At 59.0% G+C, this 19,791-nt stretch carries 18 protein-coding genes; 7 read left to right on the forward strand and 11 right to left on the reverse strand.

All coding sequences use genetic code 11. From position 1 onward, the window contains the following. Positions 1-2 precede the first annotated feature (2 nt). Complete coding sequence (locus PIB44_RS13910) at positions 3-1,436, forward strand: class I SAM-dependent methyltransferase (RefSeq protein WP_278069808.1); 1,434 nt, start codon at positions 3-5, stop codon at positions 1,434-1,436. A 146-nt stretch (positions 1,437-1,582) separates the two neighbouring features. Here PIB44_RS13910 and PIB44_RS13915 read toward each other — a convergent pair whose 3' ends face one another. The 8 genes from PIB44_RS13915 to PIB44_RS13950 all read right to left on the reverse strand — a co-directional run bounded on the left by PIB44_RS13915 (position 1,583) and on the right by PIB44_RS13950 (position 11,747). Next, positions 1,583-2,521: an NAD-dependent epimerase/dehydratase family protein gene (locus PIB44_RS13915; RefSeq protein ID WP_278069809.1), complete on the reverse strand. Its 939-nt coding sequence runs from the start codon at positions 2,519-2,521 to the stop codon at positions 1,583-1,585. Positions 2,522-2,555: 34 nt separating this feature from the next. Next, positions 2,556-3,533, reverse strand: coding sequence for a GDP-mannose 4,6-dehydratase (gene gmd, locus PIB44_RS13920; RefSeq protein WP_278069810.1), 978 nt, complete (start codon positions 3,531-3,533; stop codon positions 2,556-2,558). 46 nt (positions 3,534-3,579) lie between these two features. After that, on the reverse strand, positions 3,580-4,668 hold the full coding sequence (locus PIB44_RS13925; protein ID WP_278069811.1) for a DegT/DnrJ/EryC1/StrS family aminotransferase: 1,089 nt from the start codon (positions 4,666-4,668) through the stop codon (positions 3,580-3,582). 14 nt (positions 4,669-4,682) lie between these two features. Beyond that, positions 4,683-7,601 (reverse strand): FkbM family methyltransferase, encoded by a 2,919-nt coding sequence (locus PIB44_RS13930; protein WP_278069812.1) that lies wholly within the window; start codon positions 7,599-7,601, stop codon positions 4,683-4,685. A 41-nt stretch (positions 7,602-7,642) separates the two neighbouring features. Next, the gene (locus PIB44_RS13935) at positions 7,643-8,959 is read right to left on the reverse strand and encodes a glycosyltransferase (RefSeq protein ID WP_278069813.1); all 1,317 of its coding nucleotides are present in this window, start codon (positions 8,957-8,959) and stop codon (positions 7,643-7,645) included. A 3-nt stretch (positions 8,960-8,962) separates the two neighbouring features. After that, the gene (locus PIB44_RS13940; RefSeq protein ID WP_278069814.1) at positions 8,963-10,003 is read right to left on the reverse strand and encodes a glycosyltransferase family 4 protein; all 1,041 of its coding nucleotides are present in this window, start codon (positions 10,001-10,003) and stop codon (positions 8,963-8,965) included. After that, positions 10,000-10,485 carry a hypothetical protein gene (locus tag PIB44_RS13945; RefSeq protein ID WP_278069815.1) on the reverse strand — a complete coding sequence of 162 codons (486 nt, stop codon included), beginning with the start codon at positions 10,483-10,485 and terminating at the stop codon, positions 10,000-10,002. Before PIB44_RS13945 ends, PIB44_RS13940 begins: the two co-directional genes overlap by 4 nt. A gap of 89 nt (positions 10,486-10,574) precedes the next feature. Then, entirely contained in the window at positions 10,575-11,747 is a 1,173-nt protein-coding gene (locus tag PIB44_RS13950) for an acetyl-CoA C-acetyltransferase (RefSeq protein ID WP_278069816.1), read from the reverse strand. Positions 11,748-11,927: 180 nt separating this feature from the next. On the opposite strand from PIB44_RS13950, the gene trhA reads away from it, so the two are divergent. After that, positions 11,928-12,623 (forward strand): PAQR family membrane homeostasis protein TrhA, encoded by a 696-nt coding sequence (trhA, locus tag PIB44_RS13955; RefSeq protein ID WP_278069817.1) that lies wholly within the window; start codon positions 11,928-11,930, stop codon positions 12,621-12,623. Here the strand turns inward: trhA and PIB44_RS15200 are convergent. After that, the gene (locus PIB44_RS15200; RefSeq protein ID WP_376787717.1) at positions 12,514-13,182 is read right to left on the reverse strand and encodes an NAD-dependent epimerase/dehydratase family protein; all 669 of its coding nucleotides are present in this window, start codon (positions 13,180-13,182) and stop codon (positions 12,514-12,516) included. The genes trhA and PIB44_RS15200 overlap by 110 nt on opposite strands. Before the next feature lie 32 nt (positions 13,183-13,214). Next, positions 13,215-13,589, reverse strand: coding sequence for an NAD-dependent epimerase/dehydratase family protein (locus PIB44_RS13960; RefSeq protein WP_278069818.1), 375 nt, complete (start codon positions 13,587-13,589; stop codon positions 13,215-13,217). Between the two features lie 201 nt (positions 13,590-13,790). Between PIB44_RS13960 and phaR the strand changes: the two genes are divergently transcribed. Then, positions 13,791-14,414, forward strand: a complete 624-nt coding sequence (gene phaR / locus PIB44_RS13965; RefSeq protein ID WP_376787718.1) for a polyhydroxyalkanoate synthesis repressor PhaR — start codon at positions 13,791-13,793, stop codon at positions 14,412-14,414. Positions 14,415-14,420: 6 nt separating this feature from the next. Next, positions 14,421-14,786 (forward strand): hypothetical protein, encoded by a 366-nt coding sequence (locus PIB44_RS13970; RefSeq protein WP_025978662.1) that lies wholly within the window; start codon positions 14,421-14,423, stop codon positions 14,784-14,786. A 355-nt stretch (positions 14,787-15,141) separates the two neighbouring features. Here PIB44_RS13970 and PIB44_RS13975 read toward each other — a convergent pair whose 3' ends face one another. Then, positions 15,142-15,879, reverse strand: a complete 738-nt coding sequence (locus tag PIB44_RS13975) for a glycosyltransferase family 2 protein (RefSeq protein ID WP_025978661.1) — start codon at positions 15,877-15,879, stop codon at positions 15,142-15,144. Positions 15,880-15,983: 104 nt separating this feature from the next. Here PIB44_RS13975 and PIB44_RS13980 point away from each other — a divergent pair, with 104 nt between their 5' ends. The 3 genes from PIB44_RS13980 to PIB44_RS13990 all read left to right on the forward strand — a co-directional run bounded on the left by PIB44_RS13980 (position 15,984) and on the right by PIB44_RS13990 (position 19,401). After that, a complete protein-coding gene (locus PIB44_RS13980) occupies positions 15,984-17,657 on the forward strand; it encodes an ArnT family glycosyltransferase (protein WP_278069819.1) in 1,674 nt (557 codons plus the stop codon). Next, a complete protein-coding gene (locus PIB44_RS13985; protein WP_278069820.1) occupies positions 17,657-18,580 on the forward strand; it encodes a hydroxymethylglutaryl-CoA lyase in 924 nt (307 codons plus the stop codon). Before PIB44_RS13980 ends, PIB44_RS13985 begins: the two co-directional genes overlap by 1 nt. Positions 18,581-18,708: 128 nt before the next feature. Continuing rightward, the gene (locus PIB44_RS13990) at positions 18,709-19,401 is read left to right on the forward strand and encodes an acetyltransferase (RefSeq protein ID WP_278069821.1); all 693 of its coding nucleotides are present in this window, start codon (positions 18,709-18,711) and stop codon (positions 19,399-19,401) included. The last annotated feature ends 390 nt before the right edge of the window (positions 19,402-19,791 follow it).

Here is a 19,791-nt window from a genome sequence, read left to right on the forward strand (position 1 = left end):
AAATGGATACGCTTCGGCAGTATTTTTTGCGCCTGGTTAACAAACTTCGCGCGCGAAGCTCCGCCTTCAGGCCCACATCCCCGCCTCTTATCTGCCCCGAAACCGGGAACGACCTGCTCTCGAACGGATCGGTGTTAGTCGATAGGCGACACGGACGGAAGTACGACATTATGCACGGGATTCCTTTGCTGGTGCCCGGCACGAAGGCCGCTTCATCCGGGCAGGCCCCAGGCTCAGAACTTGCGGAAATGATCGCAAGAGAATATAATAATGTGATCGATATCGAAGCGATTAGATCCGTCCTTAGCACTCGGTTTGTTTTTCGAGAACGTTGGATTCAGATAGAATCCGACCAATTTATTGATCGGGTGTTCAATAGCAGCCAAGTCGTTCTGTCCGGAACTCCAGCCGACACGATCGACATCGATATGTTCGATGTTGTGCGGGGCGATCACAGCTTAAGCTGTATTTTCGATCTGGAAAGAGTTCCTACGTCCGCCGAATTTTCTATGAATGTAACACTGCGGAATGGCGGAGACATGGTGATAGACTCATCCGGCGCCTATCCATTTCTCATCGGGTATCGCTGGTCCCGAGACATCGGCGGCAGCCAAGACCCGGAGACCTTGGAAGGACATAGAACGCCACTATTGTGTTCCATTAAACCCGGCCACTCGATGACAATCCCAGTCGCTATTGCGACACCGGGCGTGGAGGGCAGCTATCGCCTTGATATAATGCCGCTTCAGGAAAATGCGCTATGGTTCACGGACGCGTGCATCTCGTTCAACGTCCAGGTGAGCGACAACGCAGTTTTCCCCCCCCCATCTTCGTGGCGGCAGACTAACGTCCATAGATCTTACAATGAAGACCACGTTGAGGCGTTACGATTAGCCGAGCTATGGATATCCAATCGCTTCACCGGGCGAGAGCTAAACATCGTCGAGGTTGGAGGCAACGCCAGCCCGATGATAGCCGGTCTGGATTATATTAATCGCATCAACTTCGATGTTGACCCTTACGGTCTTATGATCGGAAAATATGCAAACGCCAATCACGTCACAGTAGGCGGTAGCTATCCGGTCGACTTTGTCCTGGCCGACGGGCTCAACCTACCCATCAAAGACGGGTGGGCGGACGTTATCTGTGTTTTCTCGGCATTTCACCACTTCCCAGATCCAGTCGAACTTTTAAGGCATTTCGAGACTAAACTCTCAGAAAACGGCTTAATACTGCTGATGTGCGAGCCCGTTGGACATGTACATCGCAACGGCATTGACGATGGATACCTTGCTGAGCTTTGCAAGGGAGTGAACGAACAGAGTTTTGCTCTGTGGGAGTACGACCAGATATTCGAAAAATCGCACCTTAAGGTCTACCGATCGCAACAAGATGCTGGATCTCTAAAGGTAGCCCTATCTCGAAGAGGGCCCTAGTGGCTAGGAACCAGCACCAGCGGAATCATTGGCTGATTCTGGCGGCGCTCCCTGATGCAACAACAGGTTGCCCGCCCCAAATAGTTTACCGGTAGGCCAGTACAAAGTTTAACGAGGCGTCTGGCCTTTCTTGGAGAAATGCCTGGCTAAAAGAGGAGTTCCCTCAGTAGTTCGTCGAGAGACCGTTTCGGCCGCCATGCAGTTGCCGTGGTCAACTTGCGATTATCAACAAACGCCTCCTGGATGTCGGAAAGCCTAACTCGCTCGGGATCGACGAGGATGCGAGCTTCGCTGCCAGCCAGCTCTATCATTCGCTCGAGCAACTGTCGCAACGTGGGGCTTTTTCCAGAGGCTACATTGAACGTCGCTCCTCGCCCACACGCCAGTATAGATTGCAAAAGGGCAACATAGGCGTCAACTACGTCTTCAACATGTAGAAAATCTCTACAAACGCCAATATTTCCAACCTTGATCGTCTCCGATCCATCCCTTAGCTGCTTGGCGAATGATGGAAGCGCGAATCTGTCGTCCTGGCCTGCCCCGCTATGATTGGCCGGACGAGCGATGACTAGAGGAGCATGGGATGGGTAGGTATCAAAAAATACATGCTCAGCTGCCAGCTTTGAGCGCGCATACGGGTTCATAGGCTGTGGAGAAGAGAGCTCTGTAGCCACGCCACGATTGAAGGCGCGCCCGTACACCTCAGTAGAACTAACAAACATCATAGCCGGGGCTGCCGCCACCTCCACAGCAGCGGAACAGATATTCATCGCGCCGCCAGCGTTTGTTTCCCACGCCGCTAACGGCGAAGAACTGCTGCCCGAAACCGAGGATTGTGCCGCAAGGTGAATGACAGCAGCTGGCTTGGCTTGATCTAGCGCCCTTACGATAGACTGTTGATCAAACAGGTCAAAATACAGCCGGTCTCCGTCGCCTTCGATATCAAATCGAGCAGTTTCGTATACTCTATAACCATTAGCTCGAAGGCGACGGACAAGCCGCCGCCCCACAAACCCCGAAGATCCCGTAACGAGGATGGCCCCGTCGGACGGGAATATGCCATCTCGCGGCATAAGATCGGCCATATCTGGCGCAGCCCCTTTCAAACGCGTCTTCTACCTAACGGGCATGGCGGGCGAGATCTGCGTCTACCATTTCGCGTATCATGTCTTCCAGGGTCGTTTCCGCCTCCCAGCCAAGGACACGCTTCGCCTTAGCCGGATTACCCAACAGAACATCAACCTCAGCCGGGCGGAAGAAGGCCTGGTCTACCCGGACATAATCTTCGGGATTCAGGCCGACGTGCTCAAACGCGACCTTCACCATCTCACGAACCGTAACCGTACGGCCAGTCGCCACGACGTAATCGTCGGGCTTATCTTGCTGCAGCATCAACCACATAGCTCGGACATAGTCACGAGCGTGCCCCCAGTCACGCTTAGCGTCCATGTTGCCCATAACCAACTCATTGGCTTGGCCCAACTTGATGCGCGCAGCAGCATCAGTCACCTTGCGCGTTACGAACTCCAGTCCGCGAAGCGGGGACTCATGATTGAACAGAATGCCGGAGCAGGCAAAAATATCAAAGCTTTCGCGATAGTTTACGGTGGCCCAATGCCCCATGAGCTTCGCGACAGCATAGGGCGAACGCGGATAGAAGGGCGTGGCCTCACTCTGCTTCTCTTCCTGGATGAGACCGTACATCTCAGATGAAGAAGCTTGGTAGAAGCGAGCATCAGGCCTCTCGAGCCTCACAGCTTCCAGTACATTCACGACCCCAACACCAGTTACTTGCGCAGTCAGCGTGGGTTGCGCCCACGATGTCTTCACAAAAGACTGGGCGGCCAGATTATAAACCTCATCCGGCTTGTATTCGCGAATGATTCTCGCCAAGCCTCCAACATCTAGCAGATCTCCATCCACAAGCTCGACCTGGCTCGTGATCCCAAGCCAGTCGAGGCGCTGCGTCGCGACCCCAAAGTGGCTCAATCGCCGGACCACCCCAACCACTCTATAGCCTTTAGCCAGCAACATCTGCGCCAGATAGGCACCGTCCTGACCAGTAATTCCCGTTATCAGTGCAGTTTTATTTTTCATAACTTGACCTTAATATGCAACATTAGCCTCACAAGTTGCGAACCCGCTATATGCAATGCCTCACGGAAGCGATAACTTGCTCAAATTCTTCCGCTGTTATAGTCGGGTAACTTGGGAGACTTACTCCGCGAGCCGAAATTTCCGTCGAGATTGGGAAGGCTTGGGGAGAGCTAAGAGAAGAATACATCGGCATTTCATGTGCGCAGTGGAAAACAGGGCGGCTATCAACGCCTCTGGAAGCCAATCGGGACATGAACGCATCACGGTCCATCCCGTCGGGTAGCAAAACGCTAATCAGCCAATCGGAACTTGACGTGTTGGGATCGAGATCCTGGAACGTTAAAGGCATATCCGACAGCCTTTCTCGGTAGGCGCGCCCCAGACTCCTCTTCTTGCTAAGAAGTTCTTCAACACGCTCCAACTGAGCAACGCCAATGGCCGCACAGATATTGGTCATTCTATAGTTGAATCCCAACTCCACATGCCAATAGCGCCGCTCCAGCGACTGACCCTGCCCTTTCACCAGGCGCATTCTCGCGGCCAACGCATCATCATTCGTTGTGACCGCCCCGCCCTCTCCGGTGGTGACAGTCTTGTTGCCGAAGAAGCTGAAAGTTCCGACCGACGACAGTCCTCCACAATGTCGGCCGCTTGACGTCGATCCCAGAGCCTCAGCACAATCTTCGATAACATGGAGACCATGCCGCGACGCGACTTGATTGATCGCCTCCATATCGCAAATGCCGCCGTACAGGTGCACCGCCATGATTGCCTTTGTTCTCGGCGTGATGGCGGCCTCCAGCGCCTCAGGATCCAATAGCCAATCGCTGAGACGGCAATCGACAAACACAGGCACGGCACCAGTCTGCGCTATAGCGTTTACCGACGCGATGTAAGTGAACGTGGGGACAAGCACCTCGTCTCCAGGTCCAATCCCAAGACAATGCACCGCCAAATGAAGTGCAACGGTGCCGTTGGAGACGGCAATGGCGTGCTTCACGCCCAGAAAACATGCCAAGTCACTCTCGAAACGATCGACATAACTGCCGACCGATGAAATCCACGTCGTATCCAGGCAATCGTTCACATAAGCCTTTTCATTGCCCGACAGGCTCGGCTTGTAGACAGGTATCATCGACTGTGTCTCGCTCATTGCAATGCGGCGCTCGAGAGGGAAATTAAATTGCTCCAATGCCGGGAGCCACGACGAACCATCAGGTAGTTCCCATCCTCAAAGAAGGCAACATCCGTCAGAAGACTAAGTACATTTCCGCCAGGCTCTGTGGCTATCAAAAAGCAGGAAAAACCTCGCCGATGCATCGCGGCGAACCATGCTTCGCTCTCCCCCCCGGCTCGTTCCACATGACTGTTGGCGAACTCCGCCACCACTACGATGTCGGGGTTGCTAAGATGACGGCTCGCGCCCTGCAAAATATTCAGCTCATACCCCTCAGCATCAATCTTGAGAAAATCCAGACGCCCAGGAATAGCATCGTCGAGCGTCGCGATTTCTACCATCTCGGAGCCCGATTTTAACTCGTCATCAAGCGGAAAAAATGACGAATGGCTGGAGGTAAGGCCTCTATTTATTAGGGCTTGGCCCGCCACGTCGCCAGCAGCAAGGTTGATGACCGATACACGACGATAGAAGCCATTAAGAGCCATAGCCAGCTTCAGGTTGGCGGCAAGATCGGCCAACGGCTCAACGGCATAGACTTTCCCGTTTTCACCTACCAGACGCGCTAACAAGAGGGTGTGCATCCCGACGTTGGCCCCCACGTCGGCCACATGCATGCCTTCCGCAACAACCGTCTTCATCACCTGTGATGTCCCCCACTCGTAACCGTGAACGGCGATGGACATGATATGGAGGATCAGAGGAAGATCGTTATTTGGAACGAGAACATAACCATAGTCCGTTCTTATAGCTTCCGTCGTTTCATTATATCGGATGCTATGACGTCGAACGGTCGCATCTACCTTTGAATGGAGCCCTTCAACGAGAGCCTGAATCTCCGCCTCGTGGACTTGGAGGTCATCCAACTCGGCACTCATCCGCCCAGCCACGGCCTGCGCCAGATCATCCCATTGCACCTGCCGCTCACTATGCAGAGCAATTGTTTTCTGGATCTCCTCAGACAGATCCCTGAAGGACTCGTTCTGCCTGTGCCGCGCGTCTTCAAGAAGTGTGGACACGGATCGACTTGTATGTCCGGAAATTTCACCAAGGATTCTGTCTAGAATACCCTTCAGATTTTCCTCATGTCGGACTTGGGACTCATCAAACAGATGAGAGACCGCCGATCGGCTATGATCAGAAAACCCGGCAATGATGCGATCGAGCAAGGAATTGAACGATGCTTCCTGCTTTGTATGACTTTCACTTAGGAGCGTCGAAATCGCCTGCTTGCCGTAGTCTGTTATATCTTTCACGATTTTATCAGACGAAGCTTCGAGAGCTTGCGAATTGATCGATCGCAACTCTTCGAACAACTGGGATACGGCGGAAATTATGGCCCTTTGAAGATCACTCGAAGCGTAAGAGCGAAGATCACGAATCTCATCACCCACCGCTCCAAGAGCAAGCCGCTCAGATTGTTGTCGCGCGTCTAGAATACCGACCAGGTCATGGATCGTTCTTATATCACCCTGAATCTTGGATGTATCCTTGATAGCTACAGATATATCCGCATTAACTCTACTATATAGGTCTTCATGCAAATGAATGTTGTCTCTACGAACTCCATCAATAGAGTCGGACAAATCTTGGTTGGTGAGAGAACTGTCTTCGACAAACCGGCTTATCCGGCCCGATACATCCAGCAGGCGACGATCAAAATGCTCAATGATACTGGAAACCGCATCCCCGATCTTATCGCTACTTCCGTATAGTCGCCGATCCCATTTGGTGCGGACAGAATGCATGATACTCGGACGCGCCCGCGCCAATTTATGGTGGCGAGACCAAGAGGGCAGGCCGTGCCGTGCCGGCTGGACGCGCACACGCGAGACTTGCACGCCGATCATCCGCGGATCGCCCTCTCCCGCCAGCGAGTGAGGCGACGTCAGGGTCTCCGTACGGACCAGGATTTTCAGCGTTTCCGAACCCACACGCTTCACGCCCGGCAGGCAGACAAGATACTGGTTCCCGTCCCCCTGTGAGAACTTGTACCTTGCCGAGCGGTTCATTACCGAAATCATGATCGACTGCCCGCGGGCGAGCGGCGCGTAGGGCCTCAGGCTGAAATAAACGTCAAGCTTGGCCGAAGAATTCGCCAACCCGTCAAGAGGCAAGACAAGGCGAGCTTCGTGAGATCGCGTCCAGCGCCCCCCTGCCTCCTCAGCCCAGAAACCCAAGGCGCCAAAACCAATGCCCACCGCTTTGGACAAATTCAGATCTATGGCGTCGCGATCATCCTCGCGTCGACACATTCCTTCGTTCGCCTCAGGCAGAGGACGTTCGAGATCATGGGAAACCTGCACGGGCACCGACGAGAACACCGAAGCGCCATGATAGACAACATCGGGCACAGCTTCGACGACGCAATCTCTGGAAGGCGCCAACGCTTGAAGTGAGGTCAGCTTTATCGCCAACTCTCGACTATCGTCGCCCACGAATAGGGACTGCGGGGAACATGCGCGCGGCAGGCACAACTCAAGGCTGACACGCTCATTCTGTACGGGCACCGACTGATAGACGACATGAAGCCTGTGATCTCCCGGTGAAATCTGGACGACCCTCAAACGCTTTCCGCCAGCGGAAATTTCAACCCGCTGTGAATGCTCTGCAGTTACAAACGCCCTGAACGCGATTGCCACCACGACCTCAACTCCGACATCCCGGGGACAGAGAATATCCAGAGTCGCTCGCTTTCCTAGCGACCACACGCCGTCTGGTTCGACGTCGGACCAACCTTCTCGCAAGAAGATTCCCTTTAGACGCCCAGACTTGAACTTGATGACATCATCGAGCGTGACCGGCCTAAAGAGCCCCCTCTCGGCTTGATAGGAAGTAAGCGCCGCCCTAACGGCAGTCTGCCTAGTGTCGGATTTATCAAGGCCGAGCATATTTCAGGTTCCGAGAGCAAACTATATTCTAGCGCGTTCTTCTAGGCTACGCCGACCGATGGTGATGCACCAAGGATTTCGAAATTCCTGATGTTCTCCACAAGCAATGACAAGGTCTCTTCATCGCGGTCGCCCACGCAGATGACTTTCAGCAAGTCTCTGGTTCGTTGCCAAATGACGAGATTCTCACGCCTAGCGGATTGAGCGCCTAGATGCGCCTCGACACCATCGACATAAGTATCGACAGAATAGGTCTGCTCCGCCCATTTGCGAGCATTCCGGCCAGTTAGATCAGCAAACTCAGGATTCTCGAGAGCCAGCCTCATTCCATGGGCAAGACCTCGGACCTCGTCATCCCAAGAAACCTTGACTACCAGATCGTCTGGTACATCCGAATAGCATCCGATATCTGTAACCAGCGTGAGCTTTTCGGATAGCAGAGACTCCACAAGAGTCGCCGATGCACTTTCCGTCGGAGGGTACCTCAGACAACACACCACCGCCGTGGCGTTCATATGCCGAGCGTAATCGTCCGGCGAAACCCGTCCCATGACAATCAGATCCACTCCGAGATCGGTAGCGAAATCGATAAGCTTGCTTTTATAAGCATCGGAAATAGAGCCAACAAGATTATATTGAATGCGTCTTTTCAGAATATCCGAACTAGCAATCCCGCGAATTACGGATTCGATTCTCTTATTAGAATTTGCGTCACCGAACGTTGAAACGATCATCTTGTCGCTAACGCATGATTTTTCGTCGACGTCGGACGCAGCTGTTTGAATGGGCGCCTTATACGCCAGAGGCACGAAACTCACCGGTCCGAGAACGAGCCGCTTCATGCGATGAGCGGCGAATCTTGAATGCGTAATAATAGAACTGAACTTAGGCGCGACCCATTCGAGCATAGGGAAATGTTCGGCGCGATGAGCAAGCACATCCTCCACCAAACGCAAATCAAGTGGCACCGAGGCACCATAGATATCGGCCAAGAACTCATCATGAGCGTCCAGGCTCAACGACCTGATCCACCCATAAAAAAGATCATAATAGTATACGTCGTGGAAGACACCTACGCCGGGAAACTTTTCGCAAATCTCGATTACGCCGCCGTGATAGCCGTAGTTGTTCCCCACGTTATATATAAACTTCGCGCCACTATCGCTTAATGCGCGGAGCGTTTCAGAATCGCCGTAATGAACACAGTCGTCAAACAGAGACTCCCCAATAGCCCCCATGTCAGAAGATACGACCACCACATTCTGATTGCGACGGACAAGTTCATCAACGATTATCTGGCTAAACTGCGCTATAGCCGACTTTTTGCTTACGGGCGTAACCCAAACGATCAACGGCATATCTCAGGAACCCAAAATCGCGGCGATGGAATTATCCCAGTTGAAGCCTAGCGAGCGCCAGGCCGCTCGACCCGCTGCTCCCAGATCCCGCGCGGTCTGGGCGTTCGCGAACATCTCATCGAAAGAATGGGCAAGGCTTTCCGGGTCAGGGTGGACAACGTGCCCCGTCACCCCGTGCTTCACGATCTCCAGAACCCCACCCGAGTCGGTGGTGGTGATCACCGGTTTGGATGAAAGATACGCCTCAACCGTTACATAACCATAAGAGTCCTCAAGGAATGGTATGTAGACGCAGGCTAGCGCGTTGTTAACGTAGCTCGCAATCGTCTCCCTGGGAAGAAATCCAAAGTCGAGCTTCACTCGATCCTTCAGGTCATGGCTTTCCACCTTACGTATCAAGGCAACTGCGTCAGCCTCGTTCTCAGGAGGACCCGCAACAATCAGCTTCACATTAGATCTGACGTGCGCCATCGCATCGATTATCATCGCTTGGCGCTTAGCGCCATTTACTCTGCCACCCGCGAAAATATACCCCTCACTACCGCTGTCGCTAAATAGATGTTCATCATTTACAGGCAGGGGGTTAATTGGGGCATCAATACCCATATACGTGCTTAGACGCTCACTTACCGGGCGAGCAATGCACGCGATTTGTTTCGCGCGAGCGAAAGCCTCGGCGTCGAACCGACGTATTTGATCGCGAAGAGCAACGCCTGCATCGTCATTTGGGATATTGCTTTGCCCGGCATCCCAGAGATCATAAGCCTGACGATATTGATGAACGAGCCATATACGCATATTACGATGCTGAATGCCGTAGTTCGGAAACTTCGAACCGACCACTATGTCATAGTGATCCAAGTCCAGCATCTGGCTAATTTGCATTTCGGTTGCCAGACGCGCAGGCGGCTCCCATCGCATAGGAATCCGGACAAGATCCGCATCAATTGCTCTGCGCCGCATTTCCTTAACAACATTAGCGGCCATCTCCTCAGCGCCGCCCCAAACAAATGGCACTTGTCCGTTGATGACGGCGACCTTCATGCGACCCCCGAAATAAGCCCAGCCGCCTGCACTAGGCTATTTGCGGCGTTTCTCCAGGCAGCATCGTCATCGGAGGGAAACGGCAATAATCTCGCAGGTACGCCAACTTCCTTCATCGCACGCTGGGTCCTTTTCGCCGCACAGAAAACAGCACGCGCCTCCGCAACCGCCGCATCCATGGCCGCAAAATTGAGAGGCGATGAGCCTGCCTTGGATACAAGATCATCGCCTATTCGCCAGATTATCTTTTGCCTATGAAGCGCCACATCAGTAATGGGACTAAGAGATAAAAATACATCGCTCCAGCAATTTAATTCCATAAGGCGGAGGCCAAAAAATTGGGGCGTTATATTGGGACTTACGACATTAAACGGGAACAGGAATGCTTCAGCCTCATGCCCTAGCCCCCGCAGCGCATCTGAAAGCCTGTCAATCGGTTTCTGAAAAAATTTGTCTTGGTGGGCGGCAACAAGTATTTTCATCAGTACTTAGATTCCGAGAAAGGCACTTACCAATTAGCCCATTTGAGAAAATTCGCCAACGAATTCCGCAACACACAAAGCATCGCTCGTCAGCGTTCGACACACAAGGCCACGCCCATGCCGCCGCCTATGCAGAGGGTGGCCAGACCCTTCTTGGCGCCCGACCGCTTCATCTCGTGCAGCAGGGTGGTCAGCACGCGGGCGCCCGACGCGCCGATGGGGTGGCCGATGGCGATGGCGCCGCCGTTGACGTTGACCTTGGCCGGGTCGAGGCCCAGCTCCTTGACCACGCACAGCGACTGGGCGGCGAAGGCCTCGTTGGATTCGATCAGGTCCAGATCGGCGACGGTCCAACCGGCCTTCTCCAGCGCCTTTTTCGAGGCCGGAATCGGGCCCGTGCCCATGAGGGCCGGATCGACGCCCGCCGTGGCCCACGACGCGATGCGGGCCAGCGGCTCCAGACCGCGCGCCTTGGCTTCATCGGCGCTCATCAGCACCAGCGCCGCTGCGCCGTCGTTGATGCCCGAGGCGTTGGCCGCCGTCACCGTGCCGTCCTTGTCGAAGGCCGGCTTCAGCTTCTGCATCGCCTCGAGGGTGGCGCCGTGGCGGATGTACTCGTCCTGATCGACCACCACGTCGCCCTTGCGCGTGGAGATCGTCACGGGCGCGATTTCATCGACGAACTTGCCCGCCTTCTGCGCGGCCTCGGCCTTGTTCTGGGAAGCGACGGCGAAATTGTCCTGAGCCGCGCGGTCGATCGACCATTTCTCGGCGATGTTCTCGGCCGTCTGGCCCATGTGATAGCCGTGGAAGGCGTCGGTCAGGCCGTCCAGGATCATGGTGTCCTTGAGCGCCAGGTCGCCCATCTTCTGACCCGTGCGCAGGTGCTGGGCGTGCGGCGACTGGCTCATGCTCTCCTGACCGCCGGCGACGACGATCTTCGCGTCGCCCTGCACGATCTGCTGATAGGCCAAGGCGACGGCGCGCAGGCCCGACCCGCACAGCTGGTTCAGGCTCCAGGCCGGAGTCTCATTGGCCAGACCGGCGCCGATGGCGGCCTGACGCGCCGGGCCCTGGCCCGCGCCGGCCTGCAGCACCTGGCCCAGGATCACCTCATCCACATCAGCGGCGGCCACGCCCGCGCGCTCCAGCGCCGCCTTGATGGCGACCTCGCCCAGCTTGGAGGCCGGCAGGGTCGACAAGGCGCCGAGGAAGGAGCCGACCGGCGTGCGGGCGGCGGAGACGACGACGACGTCGGTCATTTTTATTCACTCCCTGGAGAAATCTTGGCCGGGTTGTGCCGCATTCGGCCGCGGCCGTCACCTGTTGCGATGCAGCAATCAGCAAAACGTCATCGCCGCGCCGCAGCAAGAGCCGGGAACGATGGCGGCAGCCGCGCTTTGAAACAGGGAAGGAGACGTCGCCCTGTTGAGAGTTCGTCCATGCTGAAACATCTGGCCCGCCGCATCTGCACCCCCGACGAACTCGACATGATCGAGCATTATCAGACGCGCGCCGAGCGCATGGCCGACCTGTGGGTTCACCTGATCGGGCTGGCCCTGGCGGTGGCGGGCGGCGTGGTGCTGGCGGTGCTGGCCAGCGTCTATGCAGGCGTCGGTGCCGCGGTTTCAACGGCGATCTACGCTCTTTGCCTGGTGGCCATGCTGACGGCCTCGACCGTCTACAACCTGACCCATCCCTGCGCGGCGCGGCCCGTGCTGCGGCGGCTGGACGAGGCGGCCATCTTCCTGATGATCGCGGGCAGCTACACGCCGTTCACGGCGGTGCGCTTCGAGGGGGCCTGGTCGGTCGGGTTCACCGCCGCCGTCTGGACGATGGCTTTGGTCGGCGCAGCGGTGAAGATGCTGGCGCCGCGCCTGTCGGACGCCTTCTGGAGCGTGATCTACGTCCTGTTCGGCTGGGTGGCGGTGTTCGCGCTCAAGCCGATGATCGAGACGGTGCACCCGCTGGCGCTGAGCCTGCTGGTCGTGGGCGGGCTGATCTACACGTCCGGCGTCTTGGTCTTCGTCAGCCAGAAGGTGAAGTTCCGCCGCGCCATCTGGCATGGCTTTGTGGTGACGGGCGCGGGCGTCCACTGGGCCGCCATCTTGATCGGCGTGGTTCTGGTCGGGTCCTAGGCGAGACGACCGGCGGAGTCTTTTCACGCCACAGGGCCGCGCTGATGATCATGTCCTGGAGGCTCTTGCGCGGCGCCCACCCCTGCCTTGTCAGACGGCTGGTGTCCGCCACCAGCATCGGCGGATCGCCCTCGCGTCGTGCGCCGACCACCGCTGGAACGCGACGGCCCAGGCAATTCTGTGCGGCCTGAAGCACTTCGCGCACAGAGACGCGCCCGCCGGCGCCCGCGTTTAACACTAGGTCGGTCTGCCCCTGGAACAACTGCTCCAGCACCAGAAGATACGCCGCAGCTAGGTCTTCGACATGCACGTAGTCCCGGATCGGGGTGCCGTTGCGCGTATTGTGAAATCTTCCCCCGAAAGCCGTCAGAGGCGGCGCCTCGCCCCGCGAGGCCCTGACGAGCAGCGGGATCAGATGGGTTTCGGGATCATGATCCTCGCCCAGCTCGCCTTCGCTGTCGGTACCCGCCGCGTTGAAATAGCGCAGGGCGGCGCAACGCCCGCCCGACGCGCGCGCTGCTGCGCAGCACCTCCTCGAACGCCAGCTTGCTGGCCCCATAGGGGGTGATCGGTCGCGTCGAGTCGTCGTCCCTAATCGGCGCAAGCGGCGGGACTGCCGTAGACCGCCGCGGTCGAAGAAAACAGGATGGTCCCGACGCTCGTCGCTTGCAGAAACTCAAGCAGGGCGACGCCCTTGCCTACATTCTCTCGATAATACTTCAGAGGATCCCGCACGAACTCGCCGACCAGGCTCTTGACTGCGAAATGCAGCGCCCCAACGGTATTGTGCGCCTGAACGGCGCGGGCGACGGCGTCGCGATCGGCGATATCCGCCTGAACCAGAGGCCCCAAACGAACCGCACTGGCGTGGCCGCTGGAGAGATTGTCCAGGGCCGCCGGCAGGTAGCCCTCGGCCGCAAAAGCCTTGCAGACGTACGAGCCAATATATCCAGCGCCGCCAGCCACCAGTATCGCACCACGAAAGATGGCCGCCTCCTCAGGTCGAACAGCAAGCCGCCGGGTCCGGCCTCTTTCCTACGATGGATCCGTTCGCCGCAAGCGGGATTTCGCCGCCGCTACGCCTCCTTGCCGCGCCTGGCGCTGCGGGACTCGCCTTCGCGGCCACAACGCGTGATAGTGCGGCGATGCAACATCGCGAGAACAAGCGTGGCCGACAAGAAATCCGAGGGCGGAAAAACCCGTGACGGCATGGTCGTCATCAAGAAATATGCGAACCGGCGGCTCTATAACACCGCCACCAGCGCCTATGTGACGCTGGACGATCTGGCGCGGATGGTGCGCGAAGGCGTGGAATTCACCGTCCATGACGCCAAGACCAACGACGATCTGACGCGCCAGATCCTGACCCAGATCATCTTCGAGGAAGAGAGCCGGGGCGAGGCCCTGCTGCCGGTGCAGTTCCTGCGTCAGCTGATCGGCTTTTACGGCAACTCCATGCAAGGGGTGCTGCCGTCCTATCTGGAGATGTCGCTGGACAGCTTCACCCGCCAGCAGGAGCAGTTGCGCGGCCAGTTCACCCGCGCCTTCTCCGCCGCGCCCGGCGGCAATCTGATGGAAGAAGCCGTGCGCCAGAACATGGCCATGTTCGAGCGCGCCATGCGGATGTTCCCCGGCTTCGCCCACGCCCGCGCCGAAGACGAAGCGGCGGAGGCGTCGCCCGCCGAAGCCAGGCCGGCGCCGGCCAAGGATGACGCCGCGTTGGACGAGATGCGCCGCCAGATGGACGAGATGCGGGCTCAGATCGACCGCCTCGCCCAGTCCAAGGACTGAACCGGCATGACGGACGAGATCCGTCCGATCGGCGCGGCGGGTCCGATGAACGACCCCGTGGTCGATGAGCGGGGCGACAAGGACCGTCGCCGTCGCGAACGGCGTCGCGCGCGCGCCCTGGTCCCGACCGAGGCCGAAGCGGCGGATCAGGCGGCCGATCCTGCCGCCTCCCCGGCAAAGCCTGCCGTCACCCCGCCCCCGCCGCCCGCCGCCTTCGCCGCTCAGGTGCTGGGCCAGTCAGGGCAGAAGCGCGGGCTGAAGGGCGGCGCTCCGGTGCTGGACGCGGCGCGCACCACCTATCTGGGCCGGGAATATTCAGGACGGCACGACCGGCGCCCCTCGCCGGGTCGGGCGCGCAAGACCGAGATCTGACGGCGACTGGCGCCTGACTTGCGAGGACCCAGGCTCAACCGTCCTCGGATCGCGCCATGCCCGCCGCTCTCAGCCTCGCCGCCCGCCTGTTCGACGCCACCGTGGTGGCGGTGATCTTCCTGGCGTTCAGCTAGGGGGCGATGGCGCCCCCGCCCACTGTCCCTGCATCCTCCCCACTGTCCCCTACACTCCGCCGTCACCCTCGGGCTTGACCCGAGGATCGAGCACAGCGGCGTGCTCACGGCCGACCGTTGAGTAGGCAGACAACTGGATCCTCGGGTCAAGCCCGAGGATGACGGGGTGCTGGAAGGAAGGGCGTGGGAGCAGGCCGCTCATGAGCGAGCCGGCCGCCGCTTCAGAACTCCGTCACCGCCCCCGGGCGACGAGAGCGGGACTTCAGCCACATCACGCCCAGCAGGTCCGAGAAGGACGCCCGCAGCCGGCCCCAGTTGGTGTATTTCGACCGGCCCGTCTCGCGGTGGCGGTGATCGACCTCCAGGTAGCGGTTCTCATACCCCTCGCGGATCATCAGCGCCGGCAGGTAGCGGTGGATGTGATCGAAGTAGGGCAGGCGCAGGAAGACGTCGCGGCGGAAGGCCTTCAGCCCGCAGCCGGTGTCATCGGCGTCGTCGCCCAGCAGTTTCCTGCGGATGCGGTTGGCCCAAAGCGACGCCTGGCGCTTGGCGTTGCTGTCCTGACGCTTGGCGCGCACGCCGCCGACCAGGGCGACGCTGGGCGGGGCGGCGATCAGGGCGTCGACCAGGCGCGGGGCGTCGGCGGGCGGGTTCTGGCCGTCGCCGTCCAGGGTGACGATGATCGGCGCCCGCGCGGCCAGGACGCCGGTGCGCACCGCCCGGCTCTGCCCCGCGTTGGTTCCGTGCGACAGCACCCGCAGGGCGGGCAGTTCGGCCATCGCCGCCTGCAGCTCGGCCAGGGTGGAGTCCCGGCTGGCGTCGTTGACGAAGATCATCTCATAGGACCGCCCGGCGAAGGCCTCGGCGATTTCGCGCGCCAGGGGCACGGCGGCGCCGGATTCATCATGCACGGGCACGACGACGGAAATGTCGGGCGAGGAAGCGGAGCGGTCGGTCATCGGCCTTCCTTAGCGCAGGCCGCGCCTCGGCGAAACGGCGCGTCCACAGCCGTCGCACAAGGCGAAGCTTCCGGACGCCGCGTCCGGCGTGATACGAGTGCGCCATGAACCGCCCGAACCTGGATCATTACATCGCCGGCTGGCGCGGCCCTGTCCTTGCGGCCCTGCTGGCCCTGATCGCCGGCCTGCCCGGCCTGCTGCTGCTGCCGCCGCTGGACCGGGACGAGAGCCGCTTCGCCCAGGCGACGGCCCAGATGCTGGAAGGCGGCGACTATGTCGACATCCGCTTCCAGGACGATCCGCGCTGGAAGAAGCCCATCGGCATCTACTGGATGCAGGCCGCCGCCGTGGCCGTGACTTCGGACGTCGAGGACCGCACCATCCAGCCCTATCGCCTGCCGTCGCTGCTGGGCGCCATGCTGGCGGCCTGGGCCGTGGCCTGGGCGGGCGCCGCCCTGTTCGGCAACAGGGCGGGCTTCCTGGCCGGCGTGATGCTGGGCGCGACCTTCCTGCTGTCGACCGAGGCGGGCATCGCCAAGACCGACGCCATGCTGGCGGGTCTGACCACCCTGTCGATGGCGGCGCTGGCGCGCATCTACATGTCCACGCGGGCGGGCGAGAAGTCGAACCGGCTGCACAAGCTGCTTTTCTGGGTCGGGATCGGCCTGTCCATCCTGATCAAGGGACCGATCGGCCTTCTGGTCGTGGCGCTGGCCGTCATCGCCCTGTCGATCTGGGACCGCAACATCAAATGGCTGGGGCAGTTGGGATGGGGCTGGGGCCTGCCGCTGACGGCCCTGCTGGTCGGGCCCTGGGCCATCGCCATCACCATCGCCACCGACGGCGGCTTCTGGCGCGAAGCCATCGGCGGCGACCTGGCACCCAAGATCGCGGGCGCGCACGAAAGCCACGGCGGCTTCCCCGGCATGTATGTGCTGTTGTCGCCGCTGCTGCTGTTCCCCGTCACCCTGATGCTGCCCGCCGCCCTGGCGACGGGCTGGCATCGCCGGGCCGAGCCGGCGATCCGCTTCGCCGTCTGCTGGCTGGTCCCGGCCTGGCTGATGTTCGAACTGGCCCCGACCAAGCTGTGGCACTACACCCTGCCCATCTTCGGCGCGATCGCCCTGCTGGCCGCCGCCGCCCTGACCCAGCCGATTGGCAAGGTGTCGCGGGTGACTGGCGCCTTGCTGGGCCTGTTCGCGGCCGTGGTCATCTGCCTGATCACCGTCTACGGCCTGACCGAGTTCGGCCGCTCGACCGCCCAGACTTGGGCCACCGTCACCATCGTCTTCGCCGTCATGGCCGCGGCGGTCGGAGGCTTCCTGCTGGTCAACCGCGCGGCGATCACCGGGGTGCTGATCGCCGTCGTCTTCGGCATTCTGGCCCATGCGGGCCTGGCAGGGACCATCCGCCAGCTGCGCCCGCTGTCGATCGCGCCCCGCCTGGTACAGACGCTGGACTCGGCCGAGCTGAACCCCGCCCAGGGCCGCTATCCGGGGCCGGTGGCCATCACCACCTTCCATGAGCCCAGCTTCGTCTTCCTGACCGGCAAGGACACCCAGCTCACCGACGGCGCCGGCGCCGCTCGCGCCCTGGCCGAGGGTCGTCCTGCCATCGTCGAGGCCCGCGACGACGAGGCCTTCCGCCGCGCCCTGGCCGACCTGGGCGCCGCCGGGCGGGCCGTCGGCGTGGTCACCGGCCACAACTATTCCTCGGGCGACGACGTGCGCCTGACCGTCTACGCGCCGGCGGGTTCAGGCGAACGGAGGGCCCGCTGATGGGACGTTTCATCCAGATCGTCGAGGTCGGCCCGCGCGACGGCCTGCAGAACGAGAAGACGGTGCTGGAGCCCGCCGTGCGCGCCGACTTCGTCCAGCGGCTGGAGGCGGCCGGGGCGAAACGCATCGAGGCGGTCAGCTTCGTCCACCCCAAATACGTGCCCCAGATGGCGGGCGCCGAAGAGGTCATGGCCGCCCTGCCCCGCCTTGAGGGCCGCAGCCGCATCGGCCTCGTCTTGAACGGCAAGGGCTACGACCGCGCTCTCGGCACGGCGGTGGACGAGGTCAACGTCGCCCTGTCGGCCACCGACGGCTTCGGCCTGAAGAACCAGGGCCTGACCGTCGACCAGCAGGTGCAGATGCTGGCCGCCATCATGGCGGGCCGCGCCAATGCAGACGGCGCGCCCGGCGCGACGCCGAAGCTGTCGGCCACCCTGTCCTGCATATGGGGCTGTCCGTTCGACGGCGAGATTTCAGTCCAGCAGGTCGGCGACTTGGTCGCCCGCATCGCCGCCCTGGGCGTCGAGGAGATCGCCCTGGCCGACACCATCGGCGTCGGCGATCCGTGGAGCGTGACGAAAAAGGTCGAGGCCGCCCGAAAGGCCGCGCCCGACGCGACCCTGCGCCTGCACTTCCACGATACCCGCAACACCGGCCTGGCCAACGCCTATGCTGGCGTCGAGGCGGGCGTGGACGTGCTGGACGCCTCGGTCGGCGGCATCGGCGGCTGCCCCTTCGCGCCCGGCGCGACCGGCAACATCGCCACCGAAGATCTGGTCTACATGCTGGAGCGAGCGGGCTTTTCCACCGGCTACGATCTGAACCAATTGATTGACACTGCCCGGTGGATCAGCGAGCTGATCGATAGGTCAACTAAAAGCGCCGTAGTTCGTTCTGGACCATTTCCCAGAAAATCAGGTTAGCTGTTCGATCGCAAACAATTCGCTATCTTAGTCTTCAAAACGGAGAATATTTATTCTCATAACAACAACTAACGAGTGAAGAAATTACACAATTACATCCAAACAGATTCGCTGCTAAGGAAAGAAAAATGAAACACCAACCAGACACAGGCAATGAAAATAGCAAGGTTATTTTTGGTCTTTTCGGCGCGGGAGGATTCGCCCGAGAAGTTATGCCTATAGTTGATAAAGATTCACTACCGGGATCAGGACATAACGATATAGAGCTCTATTTCGTTGAAATGCACTCGGAGTTCAGTGAAATAAATGGTTACAAGGTTATCTCCGAAGATCACTTTTTTAGCATTCCGTGTAAAGAAAAATTCTTCAACATCGCAATAGGCGACTCAAAACTTCGAGAAAAAATAGCAACGAAATGCATAATGAACGGCGCAAAGCCGATTAATCTAAACTCAAAGAAATGTACAATTGACGAATTCAATGAAATTGGAGAAGGCGCAATACTTTGTCATAACACTATTGTTACATCAAACACCAAGATCGGAAGATTTTTCCACGCAAACATCTTTTCCTACGTTGCGCACGACTGCGTAATTGGAGATTTTGTAACATTCGCTCCGAGCGTGCACTGCAACGGAAATGTTCACATACATGACCACGCCTACATCGGAACAAACGTGGTAATAAAGCAGGGCAGCCTCTCAAAACCATTAGTAATCGGCAAGGGAGCCGTCATCGGCATGGGCGCAGTGGTAACTAAAGATGTACCACCATATACGACAGTCGTGGGAAATCCCGCAAAACCCTTCGTAAAGAGCTAACATAAACTGGCAGGTCTCTTATTGCAGAACGTCAACATGGAGGGAGAGTGTTAGGGGACACTAGGGTTTAGAAAGGGGGGCCAGTGCGGAACAACGTGGGACAAACCTTTACTGGCCAAGGCTTTCCCTCAAAAATTTGTCGGCGGTCGGCGCGCAATCGTTGTCTAACGGAAACGCCGATTTAGACAGACCTCGCTCACTTGATCTTAGACAATTTGTCGGCGGTGGTCGGCGGCGCAAAGAAGCCTTAGGCCGCCCTTAGGCCAGCGCCTGGACGACCCAAACGCCCGCAATGGCGGGCTAAGGTCAGCATGACGCAAGCTTGAGGGAAGCCTGATTGATGGGCTGGATTGGCTGGTGAGCGAGCGCGACGGACCTAAACGCAAGCGG

This window comes from Brevundimonas sanguinis, assembly GCF_029636725.1.
GTDB classification, from domain to species: Bacteria; Pseudomonadota; Alphaproteobacteria; order Caulobacterales; family Caulobacteraceae; genus Brevundimonas; species Brevundimonas sanguinis.